17 protein-coding genes are annotated in these 20,242 nt (G+C 36.8%); 13 read left to right on the top strand and 4 right to left on the bottom strand.

Annotated features, from left to right (window positions below; genetic code table 11):
- Positions 1-919 precede the first annotated feature (919 nt).
- Both M23134_RS41445 and M23134_RS28745 read left to right on the top strand, forming a co-directional pair.
- Positions 920-2,035: a triple tyrosine motif-containing protein gene (locus M23134_RS41445; protein WP_157558700.1), complete on the top strand. Its 1,116-nt coding sequence runs from the start codon at positions 920-922 to the stop codon at positions 2,033-2,035.
- A 435-nt stretch (positions 2,036-2,470) separates the two neighbouring features.
- The gene (locus tag M23134_RS28745; protein ID WP_002702377.1) at positions 2,471-2,941 is read left to right on the top strand and encodes a helix-turn-helix domain-containing protein; all 471 of its coding nucleotides are present in this window, start codon (positions 2,471-2,473) and stop codon (positions 2,939-2,941) included.
- Between the two features lie 220 nt (positions 2,942-3,161).
- Here the strand turns inward: M23134_RS28745 and M23134_RS28740 are convergent, their stop codons facing one another.
- From M23134_RS28740 to M23134_RS28725, 4 genes are all read right to left on the bottom strand, one after another.
- A complete protein-coding gene (locus tag M23134_RS28740; RefSeq protein ID WP_157558699.1) occupies positions 3,162-3,419 on the bottom strand; it encodes a hypothetical protein in 258 nt (85 codons plus the stop codon).
- A 47-nt stretch (positions 3,420-3,466) separates the two neighbouring features.
- The gene (locus M23134_RS42275; RefSeq protein ID WP_045114548.1) at positions 3,467-4,180 is read right to left on the bottom strand and encodes a transposase; all 714 of its coding nucleotides are present in this window, start codon (positions 4,178-4,180) and stop codon (positions 3,467-3,469) included.
- Positions 4,181-4,266: 86 nt separating this feature from the next.
- Positions 4,267-4,605, bottom strand: coding sequence for a hypothetical protein (locus M23134_RS42270; protein ID WP_232296843.1), 339 nt, complete (start codon positions 4,603-4,605; stop codon positions 4,267-4,269).
- A 550-nt stretch (positions 4,606-5,155) separates the two neighbouring features.
- Positions 5,156-5,671, bottom strand: coding sequence for a hypothetical protein (locus M23134_RS28725; protein ID WP_157558698.1), 516 nt, complete (start codon positions 5,669-5,671; stop codon positions 5,156-5,158).
- An 877-nt stretch (positions 5,672-6,548) separates the two neighbouring features.
- Here M23134_RS28725 and M23134_RS39070 point away from each other — a divergent pair.
- The 11 genes from M23134_RS39070 to M23134_RS28670 all read left to right on the top strand — a co-directional run.
- Positions 6,549-9,248 (top strand): NHL domain-containing protein, encoded by a 2,700-nt coding sequence (locus tag M23134_RS39070; RefSeq protein ID WP_002702362.1) that lies wholly within the window; start codon positions 6,549-6,551, stop codon positions 9,246-9,248.
- Positions 9,249-9,398: 150 nt separating this feature from the next.
- On the top strand, positions 9,399-9,869 hold the full coding sequence (locus M23134_RS28715) for a hypothetical protein (protein WP_075164085.1): 471 nt from the start codon (positions 9,399-9,401) through the stop codon (positions 9,867-9,869).
- A complete protein-coding gene (locus M23134_RS28710) occupies positions 9,839-10,837 on the top strand; it encodes a transposase (protein ID WP_157558697.1) in 999 nt (332 codons plus the stop codon). Before M23134_RS28715 ends, M23134_RS28710 begins: the two co-directional genes overlap by 31 nt.
- A 552-nt stretch (positions 10,838-11,389) precedes the next feature.
- Positions 11,390-11,668, top strand: coding sequence for a hypothetical protein (locus M23134_RS28705; protein ID WP_002702356.1), 279 nt, complete (start codon positions 11,390-11,392; stop codon positions 11,666-11,668).
- Positions 11,656-12,297, top strand: a complete 642-nt coding sequence (locus M23134_RS28700; protein WP_045114546.1) for a TauD/TfdA family dioxygenase — start codon at positions 11,656-11,658, stop codon at positions 12,295-12,297. The genes M23134_RS28705 and M23134_RS28700 overlap by 13 nt, the downstream gene beginning before the upstream one ends.
- A gap of 35 nt (positions 12,298-12,332) precedes the next feature.
- Positions 12,333-12,854 (top strand): glycine-rich domain-containing protein, encoded by a 522-nt coding sequence (locus M23134_RS28695; RefSeq protein ID WP_002702353.1) that lies wholly within the window; start codon positions 12,333-12,335, stop codon positions 12,852-12,854.
- Between the two features lie 804 nt (positions 12,855-13,658).
- Entirely contained in the window at positions 13,659-15,098 is a 1,440-nt protein-coding gene (dptF, locus tag M23134_RS28690; RefSeq protein ID WP_002702347.1) for a DNA phosphorothioation-dependent restriction protein DptF, read from the top strand.
- Positions 15,099-15,214: 116 nt separating this feature from the next.
- The gene (locus M23134_RS28685; protein WP_002702345.1) at positions 15,215-15,430 is read left to right on the top strand and encodes a hypothetical protein; all 216 of its coding nucleotides are present in this window, start codon (positions 15,215-15,217) and stop codon (positions 15,428-15,430) included.
- A 2-nt stretch (positions 15,431-15,432) separates the two neighbouring features.
- A complete protein-coding gene (locus tag M23134_RS28680; RefSeq protein ID WP_002702343.1) occupies positions 15,433-16,119 on the top strand; it encodes a hypothetical protein in 687 nt (228 codons plus the stop codon).
- Positions 16,094-16,921, top strand: a complete 828-nt coding sequence (gene dptG, locus M23134_RS28675; protein WP_045114545.1) for a DNA phosphorothioation-dependent restriction protein DptG — start codon at positions 16,094-16,096, stop codon at positions 16,919-16,921. Before M23134_RS28680 ends, dptG begins: the two co-directional genes overlap by 26 nt.
- 6 nt (positions 16,922-16,927) lie before the next feature.
- The coding region (locus M23134_RS28670) for a hypothetical protein (RefSeq protein ID WP_002702340.1) at positions 16,928-20,242 on the top strand (3,315 nt) is incomplete at its 3' end.

Raw genomic sequence — 20,242 nt, 5'->3', positions numbered from 1 at the left:
TTTAGGCACAGCTAATGGTAGTGTATACAAACTACATATCAAAAATAACAGCATCGAAAGAGTTTACTTTGGTAATAGCTATATAAGAGATGTTTTCGTTGATAAGGCTCATAATTTATGGGTTATAAATAATGAGAAAGTATCACACATTGAAATAAGCTCTCAATTTAATATTAGTTTACCTAAGTTAGATGTACGCGATATTATTGCCACAAACGCAGGTGTGTTTGCAGCCACTTTATCAAAAAACAAATCATTATTTCAAGTTAAAGGGCAAATAATTGAGGTAGACACCCTTTCGCAACAAGGAGAGAGCTGGGCTCTGTGTAATATAGGGCAAGGAAACTTATTAATTGGAACTATTAAAGGAGTTTTTTTGGTAAACTATTTAAATCGAAGCAGCAAGAAATTATTAAACCTTGGTGGTGTATACAGCATTAATACTGATAGGTTTAAAAAGAACATAATTTATATATCTACGATAAACTCATTGTATACTTTTGAATATAAAGATAAAAAATTAATAAAACACAACAAGATAAAAGACTCTTCTGGTGGTGTAATCAGTTTACTAAGGACAAAAAAACACTTGTGGCAAGGATCAATTCGAGCTGGCATCATAAAATATACATTTGCTAAAAATAACTTCCCTCAAGTTATAAAGAAAACGTACTATGGTACCTCAAATGGACATTTCTCTGGGGATGATAACGCTTGTAAAATAAGAGAAGTTAATGGAGAGGTTTGGATTAATAACTCATCAGGTATTTATAGATATAATGAAAAGGTCGATTCCTTTAGTAAAATTAATTTAGGTGTTTTAAACACACCCAACAAAGCACTTTATACTTCTCGTCTTGCTACAAATGGAGATACACTATTCATTTGTGGACAAAACAACAAATTTTCACATTTTGGAATGATTCACCAAAAAAATGAAGAGTTGTACAGCTGGTATGATACCCCATTTAGGCGTTTGCCTAGCTATGAAATAAGAAAACTACTTGTACATAACAATAAATTATATATAGCCACTTCAAAAGGTCTACTCAGGTATGACCCCAACAAAAAGAAAAACTATCACATCCAGTACCCTACTTTAATAAAAGTAAGTAACATGAATACCACCTATCTTCCCCCTCGTGTTAGATTACCCTATCAACAAAACCAAGTCACCTTCGAATACTCTGCTCCTTTCTATGAAGCCCCTGACAAAACCTTGTTTTCTTATCGGTTGATGGGTTTTGACAAAGAATGGTCTGATTGGGGCAAAGACACTAAGAAAGAATATACGAACCTACCAGAAGGTAATTACACATTTCAGGTAAAAGCAAAGAATGTATATGGTACAGAGAGTACAGTAGCCTCCTACACCTTTACTATACTCCCCCCTTGGTACCGCACTTGGTGGGCATATATCTTGTATGGGCTGGCTGGGTTTGCTTTGTTTATTGGGGGTAGCTATACCTACAACCATTATCGGAGCAAACAGCTCTATAGACGTAACCAGTTGCTGGAACAAGAGGTGACAGAACGCACCGAAGAGATACTTGCCCAAAAAGAAGAAATTACTCAGCAAGCCGATATGTTGAAAACAGCCAACGAAGGGTTGAAACAAGCCAACGAAAAACTACATCAGGTAAACCAGATCATAAAAAAAGAAAGTGATGATAAGGTAGGAATTTATGCCCAGGAGGTAACTGATGCTATGATAAGGCTGGAACAAGTGCGCGAGGTGTTCGAGAGTAGTGGTGCTGAAACTGCCAAACGAATGCTCAATGTAGAGCTCAATACTACGGGCAAACTCACTGTGATTCGCCAGAAGGTGAGCGATGCTTTTCCTGAGTTTGTGGTAAAACTGGACAAAGCGTTGGCCAATAAGCAAATCAATAAAACGATTTGGCAGGTAGCTCATTGTCTAAAGCTAGGCATGAAGCCCAAAGAAATAGCAGAGATTTTACCAGTACAAGCTCGGTCGGTGTCTACCTTTGGCTCTAAGTTACGCAAGTTGGGGCTCTTGACAAAAGAGGGGTGATTTAGTCGATAGTTTAGTGCTGTTTACTTAAGTCTTGATTGGCTGAAAGTAGTTGGTGTGTTTTAGTCTATAGTCAATGGTTGATTGTGCAACGCTGTTTACTTAAAAAGCAGTTGGTGTGCTGCCACAGCCAACAGTGCTGACGCATACCATAAAACCTCCCATAAGGAATAGAATTTATAAACTCAACAAAGTAAAACAAAGCGGAAATATTTCTACTTTTTCTTATCCCTATTGCTTACCTCTGCCAAAATATAAATATCGATCGATTCCAAAATACCTGCATTAAAATATAATTATAAAAACATAATGTATAACTAAAACAGTTTTTATTAACGTTATTGACATTTCATTGATATGCCACCTTTGCTTTTGAGGCTACATGTGTCGTAAAATTGCCTCATCAACATACTTTATTAATCCCTGAGAAATACAATGAAAGATCAACGTTTACAACTAGGAAAGTTACTACAGTCTTTGCGTCAAAAGTTTCCTTATACATTAGAAGAATGGGCATTATTGTTCGAAGTGAGCCCCACTACTATACAACAACTAGAACAGGGTATTGAGGTAGCAGTGCCCTGGAAGTTTTGGGGAGCATTGGTAAAATGGACATTGAATATATTAGATAATGATGCTCCTACTAGCGACTTGCCCAGACACTTGCTGGAACTACTACGTGATGTACAACAACAGCAACAAACTGTAGATATACAAAGCCAACATATAGCATTTGATAACCAAACCCGTGAGTGGCATCAACAACATCTTGAGTTTTATAAGAAAGTAATAGAGAAGCAAAAACAACAGATAGAAAAGCTTACCCAACAACAGGCAGCTAACCACCGCATTAATACTGGTAAAGTAAAGGGTAAAGGAGCAAAATTGGGTAGTATTGCATTATAGTATAAGTCCGTCCATAGTTCCGAGAGGGGGCAAGTCCTTAGATGCCAATGCATATCGATGCTACTCCCTGTTTAACTCGTATATTTGAAAAAAAAGATAGGGTTTCCATTGAGCTCATCACAGCAAGCTACCCCGATAAAATGAATCGGGGTTTAGAAACAGAGTCGGATCGCAGGTAACTAGCAAATTTATAGTATATTCATTTTCAATAGATTACGAGTTAGGAGGTAGGGATAAGGCTACGTAAGTACTCCACTTCCTTTCTGAGAAACGCAACCTCAGCTTGCAACGATTCATTGTATTTTTCCATCACCTTTAAGGTTTTTTGTTCTTGTTTGGTGGGGCGAAGTAAGGTTCCATTGCCGTTGAGCACATAATCAGGGTCTATTTCGCGGTATTTTTTTACCAGCGAAGCAATCATCCACGCATTTACATTTGACCTGCCCGATTTAATATTAGATACATGCTGATTTGACACCCCAATGGTATCGGCAAAGGCGCTTTGTCTTTTAAGTTGTAATTATTTCATTGTTTATAACTATTTGATTTACAAATGTTTGCTATTAATTTTTCTTGCAAAAGGTCTAAAATATCCGGGTCTGAATTAAGGGTTCGCTGTATGGTAATGAACCCTTTTTTGTTAAAACCCTTCATTTGTTTTCTGATCCATTTCACCAGTTTTTGTGCGTGCAAGGCTACATAAGAAAATCGGTATAACTTGAATTCAAAACCTTTTTTGTCTTTTGTTCTGGCTTCCCCAATTTGGAGCACATGTTTGAGTAATTTGAAAAACTGTTCAATATAAGTTCTCTGAAACCAGTGTCTTCGCAAGGTTTTGGCGAAAATATGTTTACTTGTGCTATAAATAACACTTACTTTCTTTGATCCATTGAGCCGAAAAAACAGCAAAGTTACAGCTTGTTTCTTGCTACAATAATAGGCACTTATTCTCCTTTTAAAAGTGGTTTTATCTTCCTCAGGAAGCATTTTTTGACTCGCTTGATGAGCTTGCTCTGCTGGGATAAATTCTTTCTCAATCCAATCAGAGAGCTTTACCTTTTGACCCTCTATTACCACATAATGAGATTTTTTGGTTACACTGATGTAACAAAGTCCATTTTGGGCACAACTTTCTGCCAAAGCCTCATTACTATATCCATTGTCACAACTCAGGTGAAGTGTAGGAAAATCATACCCAGTTCTAGTCAGCTTTTTGCGATATTCTCCCCAGCGCCTCACAAGCTTTTGAGCTACTTTTGCTGGTTTCTGATAAGCGTTGGAGGTTTTCTTCTTGATAAATCAAAGAAAAGTGGGTAAATACCCCATCAATGCTCACCCCAAGGGTCAACACCCGAAACCATACACACTTGTACCAAACTGACCACTAAAAATTTCCCGTAGCACTCCTCAAAATCTTTCAAATGATTCTGAGAAGATAGCCAACACCGAAACACGCTATCATCCAACACAACAGTGACCGTTGTTTTTGACCAACAACTTGAATCTTTTTCACTCATTTCTTGGAGTACCTGACCCAACTGAGCCGAAAAAACCTCTTCAAATAGCTTCCGAATGGTGCTAATAGATAAATTAGAAGCCAACTTTTGATAGCTGATTTGAGCAGAATTGCTCACAACCCCATGCTTCACTAAGATACTGTTCAAAGTAGGTAAACCTACCAATTGACCCAAATAAAAAACCTGCAGAAGCTTTTCTAGTTTAGTGCATTCCTCTAAACTCAAACACGATTTATCAAATGTTTCCGAAATGGTAGTAAATATGTTGACCTCCTCACAAAAATGACCACGAAAATATTTTTTTACTAAAGAGGATAGTTCTTTACGAAAGTTTTTTTAAAATGTATATTCATTGTAAAAGCTATTATGATGTTTTAGGAGATATAATAATAACCTTTTGCAATGAATTATGGGTATAATTAATTGGAATTCAATTTTTTATACCCTTTTTAATTTCTACAATTTAAGTTGGTACTTCTCAGTAACATAGCTCTCAGCCTCAAGAAAACGTTTCGTGATTTCCTCTTTATTCTCAACAATCATACACAGTTTATTTGAAAATTAATTACCTCTATATTTTTACAGCACAAAAATACACAAATTTATGTTTTTTGTGTATTAAAAATGTTTTTTATCATCATTTATTCATACCTACTTTTACAACTTGACTTAAGTTTGGGCAGAGCCAAGGGCAGTTTTAAGGCCAACCAGGTTTGGGTATAGTATAGAGAGAACCATTGGTTCGCCAACAAATGCGAAAACCTCTTATGTAGATTTCTTCTAAAATGATGGGGTAACGAGAGATAATTGTTTGCGTAACCAATTCCAGTTTTTGTGTTACTTTAGCTTTGTCCTGGTCGGGAGTTTGTGCCAATATGTTGCTGTGGTGTTTGCCCTTTACGGCATTATTGAATGCGTTCACCAACTCACGGGTAGTACACTGTGTAATGGGACGAAAAGCCAAAGGATAATGGCAAAACTCGTAGGGAAGAAAGTAAAGCCAGTGGTAGGGTAACATTAAATCGCATACTTGTTGGTCGAGGGGTGGCTCAAGACAAAGCAATAATAAAGGTTTGTGATTGACTACTTTGATGATACTGTTTAGCATCACAATGGTTTCATCCTCATTTGGTTTTTCTTGATAAATACTGTCAACAATTGCCTTGATCTTGTTGGTGCGTTGGTTACTTAGATATTTGTTTTTTTGAGACAAAAGATGCTTGTTTTTGTGAAGAAACAACCTCAGTTTTTAGTAAAAGCTGAGATGATTGCAAGTTACAAAATCAATCTGTTAAATGTGTCATAATATTGGGCGATGTAGTGGTTGTACCTACTGAACAGGTCTGTGCTTTTCTTTTCCAATCTGGTCAATTGATTTTGATATAATGGACAACTATTAATTTATAAAGTTCGCCTGTTTGTTGTCTTCTTACTGGTGTTGCAAGCTTGCCAGATTGTCCTCGAACCTCGCCAAATTGTCCCTGAACCTTGCCAAATTAGCATGCTTAGCTTGACAATTTGGCATCATAATGAGTCACTTATATAAGTCAACTAATGTAATCTATAGATCATTAGAGGATTTTTCTTTTTTATTTAAAACGTTTTTCATTGGTGGAAAACAACTTTTTAAATACCCCTCGATAACATAATTGTATTATCAAGAGAAGTAACAAATTCCAGATAGGTAAAAAAATGACAATATGCATCACTCCATTTTTACTCATTTTGCTACGTTAAAGACAGTGAACAACAGTTTAGTTTGACTGTAGGCTTCAAATTCCTTCATAAAATCTCCTGCTATTGCACATATTTTCGTTAATTTTGTAGCATTCAGAACAAGCATAACACAATAACTTCTCTATAAAGCACAATTATAAAAATGCTATTTTTGTTAATTACTCTGTTTTTAATAAAGTGATATAAATCAGAGGGCTAACTCTGAAACTCACATTTATAGGCAAGTAGCTAATAAAGTTCCTTTTGTGACGATTAATTTATCAAGTGAATCAGACATTGCCAAATAATTAAAATCAAGTGAATAAAACTTCTTTGCAATAAAGGATGTCTGTTCTATTTTAAATCAGGTTTTTATGAAACAAATTTTTAATTTAGGTTTACTCCTATTACTCATACCATGGTTATTTTCTCAACCAACTTCTGCACAAAACGCTTACAATATTGCTGACTTTGCAAGTGCAAGGTCGTTAGGTGGTGGATATGAAGGAGATGGTGGACCAGCATTGAATGCCAAATTTACATCGACGCATAAAATGGCATCAGATGCTCAAGGCAATATTTATGTAACAGAACGATTACGTGTACGTCGCATAGATGCTGCAACCAATATCATTACTACAGTAGCAGGAGATGGGTCAGGTTCCCCTGATACACCCACACCGTTTGAAGTGCTTGATTTAGCATTAGATGATGCAGGTAATTTATACATGGCCAACAGCAGGGGCAATCAAGTGTTACGCATGAATCGTACTACGGGTGTTATCACACCTGTGGCAGGTACTGGAGTCGCAGGTTTTGCTGGTGATGGTGGACTTGCTACTCAAGCCCAGTTAAACACCCCTAAGGCCATTGCTTTAGATGCTGAAAATAACCTCTATATTGCAGATCATATCCGGATTCGGAAGGTGGATGCAACAACAGGTATTATTACTACTGTAGCAGGTTCAGGTACGTTAACTACTGATGGAGTACCAGCTTTAGAGGCTAATCTTGCACCTATACATGATTTAGCGCTGGATGCTATAGGTAATATTTATGTGGTTGAAGTTTTGAAGCATAGGATACGAAAAATAGATGCACAAACTAATATCATTACCACAGTAGCTGGTAGCGCGCAACAGACAAGCAACAACCCTATTGGACCTGCAACTCAGGTCAAATTGAAACTTCCACATGGAGTAGATGTTGATGCTGAGGGCAATATATACATAGTAGATTATTATTATGCAAGAAAAGTAGATGCAGTGACTGGTATGATGTACCCCATAGCAGGACAGCTGTTTACTTTATCAGAACCAATTAATGGGAATGCTACTAAGACTGATTTTTCAATGGGAATGGCAGTGTTAGTTAAAAACAGCAAAGAAGTATATATAGCAGAACGACACTGGATTCGAAAGCTTACTTCCTTTTATACCGATGGCTTGATTGTAGCCGATCATATAGAAGCAATGGCAGGCAATACGGTAAAAGTACCTGTAAGAGCCAAAGATCTAAGTGCTTTGGCGGGTATTCAATTTGATATCAACATTCCTTCGGACAAGGCAAGTTTTGTAGGTTTGACCAACATCAACAGTAAGTTGACTGATTTTGGAACAGACAACTACAACGAAGTATCGGCTGGTAAAGTAAGAGTGCTTTGGGCAAATGCTACTATGCAAGAGCAAACTTTTCAAAACAATGAAGTTTTGTTTGAACTAGAGCTCAACATTCCAGCAAATGCTACTACAGGCGACAAGTTCTTCCTCACTTTTGATAGCTCTATTGTGGTTGATCAAGAGGTGAAGACATTGAAAGTAGGGCATAAAACAGGTAGTGTACAAATAGTGGCTTCATCGAGCATTACAGGACTTTTTAAAACACCTGCCGGACAACCCATTAAGGGGGCTTCTATGACCTTGAGCAGGACTGACGGAATTTTTGATACACACAACGCTGCTGATGGTGGGACTTATATTATCAACGGTTTGGTACCTGGTAATAATTATCAGCTTGTGCCTAACAAACCTGCCAATAAAATAGACAACGGGGTAGATGTAGGGGATGTTATAGCAGTACGTCGCCACATTTTGCAAAAAGAGTTGCTTAACTCACCTTACAAGCTCATTGCAGCAGATATAGACTTATCTAAAAGCATTAATGTAGCAGACATTTTATTAATGAGAAGAGCTATTTTAGGGATGCCAGTACCTTTGTTGGTTACTTGGTGCTTTATACCTGAGAGCTTTACTTTTACTGACCCTACCAACCCTTGGAATCCTTCTTTTGTAGATTCGTATGCTTTTACTGCTACCAGTACTCAAGCAACACAAGATTTTATTGGAGTAAAGCTGGGTGATGTAAATTACAATGCTACACCGACCTTAAGAACCTCCACCCAAGCAGTGGAATTAAATACACCAGCTGTAGAGGTAATAAATGGCGATGTGATTCGGGTTCCTGTGGTGGTAGGGGCTAATTATAACCAAATAGCAGGTTTCCAAGGTTCATTAGAGTTTGACCCAAAAGTGTTGCAATACCAAAGCGTAGAAGCCGCAGCTTTGTCCATCAACGCGAGCCAGCACTTCAATGCTGCTAATGTAAGGCAAGGGGTGATCTCTTTCCTGTATGACCATCCACAAGGTGAGTCTAATAGTTTTGAAAACGGGCAAGTGTTGTATTACCTTACATTCAAAGCAATAGGCAATGCAGGACAAACCGCTGCCATCAAACTTACAAGTAGCCAAACTAAAGCCACAGCTTATAGTCAAGCATTCAAAGGCACCTCAGGGCTAATTTTAAGCGCAGGTGAGGTAAAGCTGATAGAGCCAATAGTAACTATATTTCCTAACCCTGCCAAAAACTTCAATGTACAGTTTGGTGTAACCATTGATGAGAGTAAAGTAAACTTTATCTTGAAAGACCAACAAGGTAAAATCGTGGACTCACGCGAAACTAATTTTGCCAAGGGGCAGCACACCATAAGTTTTGAGCCCAATGTGATCGCAGGGAATTACTTCTTGACTATTGAGTATAACCAACACAAAATCACTAAAAAAGTGATGATTAAATAGTATCTGCCCGAAAACCCTAAAAAAGGCATTTCTGAGGGCTTAGGCTGTAAAACTCGTCATTTTATCTTCTAAAAATGCCTCAATATTTTGAAAAAGGGTTGAATTATGAGCATTTTACGCTCATGGTTACACCTTAAAAATAGTACAAAATTGAGAAAACGTTTACCAGACATAGCCTCAAGTGGAGCATTGCCCATTGAAACCATCAAAATCAGTAAAAATGCTCGGAGTAGTCGTGATGCTCTTCCCCGTTTATTATTTGGTCTTCAGGAGTTGTATTCTAACAAGGAGATTCTGGGAAAAGTACTTGATTTAATAGAAAAGGAAATATTATCTGATAAAATGGCTACTGGTCGCCCTGGTCTGAGCCTTTGGCAAATATTAGTTTTAGGTGTTGTCCGAGTTGGCAAGGGATTGAGTTATGCCAGTTTGCTGGACTTGGCTAATAATCACCGTGCTTTGCGGGGAATTTTAGGGTTAGGTGGGCTGGAGGATGAGTTTAGTGAGCAGACTTTACTCGGTAATGTCCATTTATTGACAATAGATTTACTCCAGAAAGTTAACGGGGTGTTGATGGGAGCCGAAAGTCATTGGTTAAAAAAAACGGCTCAAAGGTACTAAACCTGAAAACAGACTCCTTTGTAGTAGAAAATAAGGTGTGTTTTCCGACAGATTTAAAGCTTTTGTTTCAGAGTCTGGATAAATGTTTAGCATTAATAAGCAAAATAGATCATAAAAATCCACTGTCTGGTTGGGGGAAACATTGCTACTGGTGTAAATCATTGTCTATGAGTAGCTTAAGGGTATCAAGGATATATCGCAACAAAGGAAAAAACTACCAAAAACGCCTTAAAAAGTCTGTAAAGGTACATTTAGGCTTCTGTGATAAGATAAGAAAGAAACTGGGAGTTAGTTTGTTGGAAATCAAGGGTTTAATTGAGGAAGCAGCCATGGGTAAAGAGCATCTGACGCCCTTATATGAAGATTTAATTTTATTTATGGCTTATTTTGACAAGCACGTGGACTTGGTAACCCGTCGTATTCTGCTGGAAGAAAAGATTCCACATGAGGAAAAGATATTCTCACTACATGAGCCTCATACTGAGTGGATTAGTAAAGGAAAAAGCAATAAAAAGGTGGAGCTTGGTCATGCAGTGTGCATCACCACTAACCAAGAGCATTTTTGTTTGCACTGGCAGGTGATGGAAAAACAGGTTGATGTTGACATGCCACTCATTATCAAAGAGTTCATTCAGGAAAATTATGCAAAATATCGGATTGCTTCCTGGAGCTTCGACCGCAACTTTGGTTCTAAAGAGAATAGGGAAGAGCTTAGTAAAGTCGTGGATTACCTGGTGATGCCCAAAAAGGGGAAGGTTTCTAAAAAAGAGCGCGAAAAACTAAAGCAAAAAGAATATAGTAAATACAAGCGGCAGCATGCTACAGTAGAAGCCAATATTAACCAGTTGGAGTGCTTGGGGGCAGGAAAATGTAGAGATAAAGGCATTGAGGGATTCAAAAGGTATGTAGGTTTAAGTGTTTTAGCTTATAACCTACATAGGGTTGGAAAAAAACGCAAGCCTCAGTAAATTGTACTTTTTTTATTTTTACAACGTTTCCGGGCAGATACTAAATAACCGTAGCCGATAATAAAATACAAATCCCGTTTTTCAAGAATGCTTGAAAACGGGATTTTTTGTTTTAGATTAACTTTGAAAACAATCATGCCTTCGAATTTCTACACATACACTTCAGAATTTTTAAAATTTAATCAGGGATTTATCAACATAAAAATATTAAAGTAAGAATTATATTCTAAGAAAGTGTCTTAACACCTACTCTACCCCGCTTTTTTCTGAGCTTGATTTCATTAATACTTCTCTTAAGGTAACATACAAATAGATTAGTTTTTGACTGGACATTTGCAAAAGTACACTAATTTTTTTGGGAATAATTTGGAAAAGAAAGCATAAGAAGAGCCATTTTGAGGTGGAAAAACTATTTAAACTACCCTGTGATCGGTAACCAAGAGGTAACACTTTTTAATTACCGAGTACGTATGCCTTCTGAAATTTGACTTTTCACGAAAAAAGCCCCATTTTACATACATAATATTGTAAGTTTATTTAGTCCTCCAACTAATGAAAGAAGATATCGTTCAAGACGAAAAATTAAGCCTAATTGGAAAATTGGCTTTTGCCCTTTACAGTCAAAAAATCCAAATTACTTATGGTGCTCTCAAGAAAATTCTTCAGGATAAAGGTTATGAATATAGTGAAATGAGTAATCAGGGTTTAGGAGCTTCTGTAAGTGCTGCTTATCGTGCCTGGAATCAAGATGGCAAAGGAGATGTAGAAGTATCTAATGCTATTGCTTATACCTTTACTGATAAAAATGGTGATTTAATATGGCAGAAATGAAAGATGCTACTCTCTACTCAACACTCTCCTGGCAGGATCAACTAAGCAATCAGGGATACTGTTATCTGCCTAATCAAACAGATGCTCAATTGGATGAGATACTAAACGTACTAGGTCAGGTAATTCAAGAAACCGATGTGATAGCAGATGCTAAAAGCCCAAATCTAGTGACCTCAGACCAGGCACTTGACTTCCACACTGACAATCATTTAGCTCGTTACATTGTATGGTATTGCCAGCAACCAGCACCAAAGGGAGGCATGTCTCTTCTCTGTGATGCTGAGTTAGTATATGCTCAACTTAATGAAGAAGAAAAGAACCTACTTTCTAAAATTCATGTCTATGAGCATAAAGTATTTCCTGAAAATCGTAACTCCAACCCCATTGTACGTGAAACTGGTGGTCAACGTAAATTTTATTATTCATTTTGGCTTGCCAGGAAAAAGTACCGTGAGATGCCTGTATTTAAACACTGGTGTAACCTTATCAAAGCTACCCCCGCCATAAAAATCCACCTTAAACAGCACGATACACTAGTGATAGATAATCATCGTATGTTTCACGGAAGAACAGCGATTGAAGGTAATCGTTTCTTGAAAAGGTACTGGCTAAGCCTAAACGCAGAATAATTATTAATGATAACCTGTAATAATCCCTTGAACCAATGATAGAAAAAATAACTCACTCCCCCAATCTAATTTATCCTGATACCATTAGTCAAGATAGAATTACTTTTCTAACTAAAATAAAACGAATCACTGCTAATATTGCCTCGGTTGACTTAGAGATGGTTAAAATGAAACTTCAGGATTCCGATGAAGGTTTAGGTTGGACTTTTGATCAATGTGAAGAGGCTGAGATAGAATACAAAAGGTTTTTAAATCTTTGCCTAAAATATGGTAAAGGCATTGTACCTAATAAAGTTATGGATCAAATGTGGCATTATCATATACTGGATACCCTGGCTTATCATCAGGATTGTGAGAAGGTTTTTGGAGGGTACATGCACCATTACCCCTACTTTGGTATGAGAGGCTCACAAGATGCCCGGAATTTAGCGGATGCTTTTGAAAAAACTAAAGATTTGTATCTTGAGTTATTTGATGAGGAAATGGTTCGGGAGGATCAAAATAAATGCTGGCATGATTGTCAAAACCGTTGTTGGCACGCCTGTTCTTCAAAGTAGATTTTTTTAGAAAAGTTGCTAAGTTTTTTGGGTAAGAAGGTGTTCTATTGGCAGGTTGTTTTTTGCAAAGCTTACAATAAACACGGTTCTTTATAAATGGGTGGTTTTTGTGAACTCTCTTGAGTTGTACCATTACACCTGAGCAAATTGTTCTCTTTAAGCCACAATTTGCTCGGAAGTAGTATTGGAAGTTGAAAGGATAAAATAAGCTGAGCGCTGTACTTCTTTTCTTGCTTGCTGGTGTTGCAAGCTTGCCAAACTGTCCTTGAACCTCGTCAAACTGTCCTCGAACCTTGCCAAATTAGCATGCTTAGCTTGACAATTTGGCATCATAATGAGTCACTTATATAAGTCAACTAATGTGATCTATAGATAGTTAGAGACAGGTTTTTCTTTTTTAGTTAAAACATTTTTATTTAGTAGCTGCCTAACCTAGGACTTACCCCTGTTTCGCCCACACAGGCGCAACACGCGCCAAAGAAAAACGGGTGGAGCAAGGGTTTATTACAGGTTAATTTTGAAGGTGTTGGGGCGGGGTTTGGTTTATGACTCCTCATTAATACCGATTACTCTTTATCATTCCACACAAGTTATTTACAAACCCAATGAGACATTGAAGGTCGTTCTTAATATCTAAAAACTTACTAAAAGCCTTTTTTACTGTTTTGTTTCCTTCTATTTGCAAGTTTAATACCTACCTTTTCTATACAAAAAATTTGAAACCTCAGATTTTTACGCTAAAATTGAACAATCCATTCATAACTCGTCGGTATACTATACTGTTTTATCCTTTGTTTTTAGACAATGCACAACCCTAAAGAACATCAGTGCCTAAAGCCTATCTTGGGAAATCTACAAGAAGCTTCACGCGAAGCTGTTGTAGATGGTTCTCAGGTATTACCAGAAAATGGCTTTAAAGAATATTTTCACGTCAAACGCCCCATTCAAGAAGAACTTGAAACAATTATTAAAACTGCCAACAAGGGTAAACAACTTGTACTAGTTTGTGGCAATGTAGGAGATGGCAAATCTCACTTGCTATCACTATTGCATCAACAGTGTCCAGATGCAATGAAAAACTTTACTGTACATAATGATGCTACAGAAAGCGATAACCCTAAGGAAACCTATCTGGATACTCTAGAAAAATCACTGCATAACTTCAAAGATGAAAACTTACAAGACCAAGTCATGGATAAAATCATCTTGGCGGTTAACCTTGGAACTTTGACAAACTTTCTTGCCGAAAGAGGAACCAACTTTGGACAACTACAAGCATACGTAAAACAAAATAATATACTGGATACTGATACCGAGAAAGACACTAAGAAAGTTTCGGATGTGTTTTCTCATGTAAACTTTGCAGACTACCACCTATATGAACTGACCGAGCAAGGAGCCAACTCTGAGGTTATTTTATCTCTGTTCAAACGACTTACTCAGAACACCCCCACCAACCCTGTTTGGGCAAGTTATCAAAACCACTGTGTGAGCTGTGAACTAGCTGAAAAATGTCCTATCAAGTTCAATTATGAGTTTGTGATGGAAAAGCAGGTACAAGAAAAACTCACTCACTTGCTTATCAAATGTATTGTGCAATACAAACACTTGATATCGGTAAGGGCACTACTTAATTTTTTACACGACTTAGTTGTTCCGTTAGAGCTTGCCCCACTGAGCACAGCCGAGGTATACACCAAAGTAAAACGTTATCAGGTAAAAACGTTTATCAATAATATACATCCCAACTACTTGTTTGAACATCCAGACTTATCAGCCATTTACAAACATTTACACTTGCTTGACCCAGTAAATGAACGTAAAGAAGACTTGGATCAAACCATTATTCAACTAATTACAACAGACAAAGTAAAAGATACATTTGAAAGAGAGGCAGGCTTGCCTAAGGAAAACTCTTTTTTTCATAGATTTTTAACTGAGGGGTTTCAAGATAAAACGCACAAAAAAAGTAATTACACGCTACTTATTAATCTTTTTACTCGTTGGCATTACTTCAAGACCAATCAGCAAAATGAGGTATTGGGAAATCAAATATATCAAAAATACTTACAAAGCCTTTATTACTTTAATAGTGAGGCTACCCCAGAAAGTGCTCCCTACCAACAACTATATAAAGACATAAAAGAAGCTATTTATAGGTGGAACGGCAATGCTTTTCAAGCAGACATGGTCAATGTATTTATTGGTCATAAACAAGATACATATAGAAAGTCAGCGTCTTAGCTAACCAAGGTCACCCTCGTGATATTCAGTCCTCAAAAACCTCAAAAATTTAAGACAAAATACCTATACTATGGCGTAGAGGGTACCCAGAAGAAAGATAGAGATATCAATAGATTATGAATTGTACCAACTTTGCAAAAAGTATCAAAGGATACCGCCCTAACAAGCTTGATAAGAGTAATCATATCAACTTTGTACATATCGTAGATAAAATCATTGGCCTAAACAGTCAAAACACTCCACTCATATTCCATGAAAATAATGGTAAATCAAAAAATGGTTATCGTTTAAGCAAAGACGATTTTGGTAAGTACCAATTTGAAAAAATATAGCTATGGACTTTGAAATAAAAACTAAAGAATTAGAGAATAACTATCTGAAAGACAGAAAAGGAAAGAAAGAGTTTAGGCACACTACTAACAAAAATTTCAAGCTACTTCCTTTTGTAACCAAGGATAGTAAAATTAGAGGAGAAAAAAACAGTGTTAAAAAAGACCTTACGGCTTTTCAGGGCATTGCTAGTGAGTGTTATCGGATGATCCATAATCAAGAAAAGCCTGATAAAAAGCTACTATATAAAGAAGAAATCATCGACAAGGTTTTAACTAAATCACAAGTAAAGGCTGAAGATAAGCCACAAATAGAAACTATACTTAATAAAGTGGCTTTTGATACTCAGGGTAACCTGTTTATATTCGATGAACGTATTTTTTCATACATCAACTTTCAAAAACCAACTGGGATTCTTGAAAATATAAGCTTGTTTTTTTACACTATATTTTTTGATGAAAAATTAAAAAGTAAAGCCTCAAAAAAAACGAGTCAAAAATCGGTAAGCAATATTTATTACCAACTTATACTGAGCAGTTTACCCGAAGTAAAATCCAATAAAAATAACCATAAAGGCTTTGATATTTATCAGAATTTTGTACCTGAAATTACAGAGATGTTCCGCCAGGATTTAGCCTTTATGTTGGAAGATAAAAGTTTTTTCATTGCTTATTCCTGCTTTGCTCATTAAGTATTACTACTTTAACTATTTAAAGCAGCTCACGCTCAGCCTAAATCATTTTTTTGATGACTTTAATCAAAGTATATTTTTTACTTTGGAATGGGAAACCTTATCTAAGTCTAGAATAAGCCATCAAAATGGCTGGAGTTTATTTGAAAGCAAGGCTCGTAATATCTTTTCCTTTGTAAATTTCTTTGAGCTTATTAGTTATATTGAATACAAAGGGGAATCATTTTTTAAAGGCAACTTTCAGCAGATAAAAGTTAAAATAGAAGCACTTGATTCCGCTGAACAAACAGAACTTACCCAGAAGCTTGAAGAAATCACCCAATTCTATCAACAAAAAATGGAAGCCCATATGGATAAACCTTTTAGACCAGGGAGCAGTTGGGCAGATTTTGAACAAACATACCAGCCTCGTTATAGCCTGGCTGATGCACCTGTACACCATCACCTCCATAAGTTATGGACAGCCATTGACTATCAATTTATCCATAGTGAAAGGGATAGTCCTTATAGTAGGTATCAAGCTTGGATCACAGAATTTTGTAAGCTGAACTTTGTTCGCAACCGTGGGCGTTTGGGGCAGTCCTTAAGCCTTGACCAACACACTTTGTTGTTTATTACTAAACTTTGTCTGGGAAAACATCCAAAAATAAGGCTTAAAAATCTATGGGTTGAATATAATAAGCGAGGACTTTTTTTTGACCCAAGCAGTCAAAAAGAAATTGTTAAGTTGTTTGAAAAAATCAATCTTTTGGAGAAAAAAAGTGACAGTGGGGATGCCCAATATGTAAAGACCATACAATAAGAAGCTATGAACAAGGACTTAATTCATCAATACATTACAAGTGCAGTACTGGAACACTTTAAGACCAAAGGATTAGCACCAGGCGATAGATATAATATTTACTTCGAAAAACCTGAACAAGTACAGGGACAATTTGAAGCTTTTGACTTAGAGGCATTTGATTATACTGAGGCATCTTACAAAGTTCATTACCTGCCAATTGATAACATCAAACTCATTGTAGCTTGTAACAATGCTGAAACTACGGAAGACTTCCTAACCAAGCTCAGGAATGAAGTCAGTAAAAACGAAGGAATCTTCACTGATACGGCCATTCTGTTTATTCATAATACCCAACTAGACAGCCTTACCGGAGGAACCGAAAGTCTGTTGAAGGAAGGAATGCCTTTACACATAGATGTAATCAAGGAAACTATCAAGGAAAAAATCAAAGAAGAAAAGTTTCTAAAAGGCCATGAACGAAAAATACTCTTGAACACCTTAGAGCAACAAAAGTCTGATTTATTTGAAGATAATCATTCCCTGTTTGATTTTCGGGTATTCTTAGAAATATTTGCAGCTCAGGAAATTTCTGACACTCAATATAAATCTCTGGGCTTATTTAAAGACAACGAGCTGCATTCTATCAAAGAAGAAAAAAATATCAACAAAAGGATTCAGTCAAACCGAAGGCTCTTTGATACAGTAGACCAGACACACAAATACGGAAACCCATCGGACGATCTGGAGAAACACTTTGCATCTGCTGGGGTAAATGCCTTGAGTAAAACTGGGGAGAAAAAACAAAAAGATGGTTCTCAGGAACAACCTTGGTTTTCGGCAAACTTTGAACAGGTACATGAATGGGAAGAACAGAAAAAGAAAGGGGATAAGCCAGAGTATATTGAAACCACACTCAAGAATCAATTAATAATCTGGGAAAAGCCAGAAGGAAATACCAAGGCCAAACAACGTCAGCGCAATATCATTATATTTAACCACTTGCCTGATGCAAGCACTCCTAAAGACCCCATTGAGCTTACCTGCCAGTTTAATGTAAATCCTAAAAAAAGTGATATAAGCTGTCCTATTGATAGTAATCTAAGTGTAGAGTATGCCAATACAAAAGATAAGATTAACCTAAAGCTTGCTCCAAAAGATGCCCAGGATACTGCCTATTGTAAGGTTACTTACACTCATGTTGACAAAGTAAGCAATGACAAAACCAATTTTGAATTTCGTGTTTTTATACTCCCCCTGCCAGAACAGTTACTCAAAAGCATCAAAACGAATTATGTAATAAACATAAAAGCTAATGGACAGTTTATTGAGATCAGGACAGATAATATTGATGACGTTTTAACCTTTAACGAAGATCAGGAAGGTATAGACTCAGAGGGTTTGATAGCTGACGGAACCTATCATTTGTATGAAGACACTCGGTTAGAGTTGAAGCCTGATTCAAATTATGATGAAAGCTTTGTAAACTTTACTCTAAACTATAAAAACACGAGCATTCCATTTCGCACCAGGGTGGATTACGAAGAGCTCAGAGGTATTACAGGTCTGGAAGTATGGCAACAAAAGCGAGTGAAAAAAGATAGTTTTAAATACTCTCATGAGGTTAAAAACAACAAAGATGTTATAAAGCTCAAGCAAAAGAATAATGAATATACTGTTCGAGATGATTTCCGGCAAAGCCTGAAGCTGGAAGCAAAACTGATAAGTTTAGGGGGATGCTATTGGCAAGAGCAAAGTAGTGAACATATCAGTAAACAACACTTAGATATTGCCCCATCTGTGGCTGAGCATTTTCACTTGATTGTTAAATATTACCAAGATAACAAGCTTTTGCCTAGTTTGACTTTTTGGAATGATACGCTACGCCAACTTATCAAAGACTTTCTACACTGCTATCTCAAAGAGCTTAAAAGTATTACCAAAGGTGCTCCGCTTACCAAACAACAACAGAACCTGGAAAACATTGGAGTGATTAAAGAGCTACATGGCCAGGAAAGATTTAAATATACTCCGTTAAACCCGATCAACTTAGTTTATCAACTAGCCTTGTATGAAGAGTTGGATACGCTGGAGTTACCCAAAGAAATTGCGGGTAAATTAACCCCACTGGGTATTGTACCTTACATCTACGGGCAAGGTGAAGGTAGAAGTATTGAACTATATGCACCAATAGAACAGACCCATTCTCAGGAGTGGTTGTATTACCACAGTGCGCAAGTAGATACTTCTTCTGCCTCTAAACGCTACGCAGCCAACCTTATTAAAGACAAAATAAATGAATTTATTGCTCACTTTCACTATCTCTTTATTAAAGGCACCCACGCTCCACTAAAAATAAATTTGATTAACCTGGGTGATTGTAAAGAAGCATTTCAAGGTATTTTTAACTATTACAAATCTGTCATTCAACAATCGACAGTTTTTCCTATTGATGTATATATATACGGCTCCGACGATTATATTACCAAATTCGAAGAGTTTTCTTTTCATGATGATGTGGATGCCATTCAAGATGAGTTTGGTATTACCCTAAGAACAGAGCGTTATGATCCAGAAGATATACTCAATGTATTTAGGCAAAATGTACACTTCTATACCAAAAAACTAGATAAGGGCGTAGAATACGCTCACCTTTCTTTTTATCAGTTTAAGCCCAAGGAAATGAGAGTAGCCCATAACACGGCTACTGACGTAGCTACCGGACTCTCGCTACATGGATTGGTAAACGACATTCCTTCTGTTTTTACCAATGGCAGTTACCGCACTGGGTTTGGTTCTATGAATCTATCACTAAAGCAACTTGACCTGCTTGAAGAATTGGCAGTGTATTACAACGCGCTTATCGATGTTGCTAAATCTGACAACCCTTTTAATGTAGAGCAGGCAATATGTACGATCATCAGTGAAGAGTCTAAAAAAGACCTGGAACAACTCTACAATCACTCACAATGGATTACATTTATTGACCCAAAGGTTGACCTTAACTACTTTAAAGGGAACAAAGACATTGTAATTATTCATTACAGCGATCAGTACAGCAATACCAGTGGCTATGATGCAATTACTGTAACCCGTAAAGCAAAACAGTACCAATTTGTAATTGAGGAGTTTCTAAATAGTAAACCTAATATCGAGGTTCAAACTGCTCAGACACTTGACATCATCAACATGTTCAACGCCCTGAATGGAGACTGGTTATTACAACTGATTTCGCACTCAGAGTATTCACATTTTGACCGTGAAAAAATGAGTATTCTATCTGCGGTTAAAGTAGGTTTAGGCTTTTTATATCATGAAAACATCATCTGGGTACCCATATCA

It is taken from the genome of Microscilla marina ATCC 23134, from assembly GCF_000169175.1.
Taxonomy (GTDB): Bacteria; Bacteroidota; Bacteroidia; order Cytophagales; family Microscillaceae; genus Microscilla; species Microscilla marina.
This window is presented reverse-complemented; position numbering and strand designations above follow the sequence as displayed.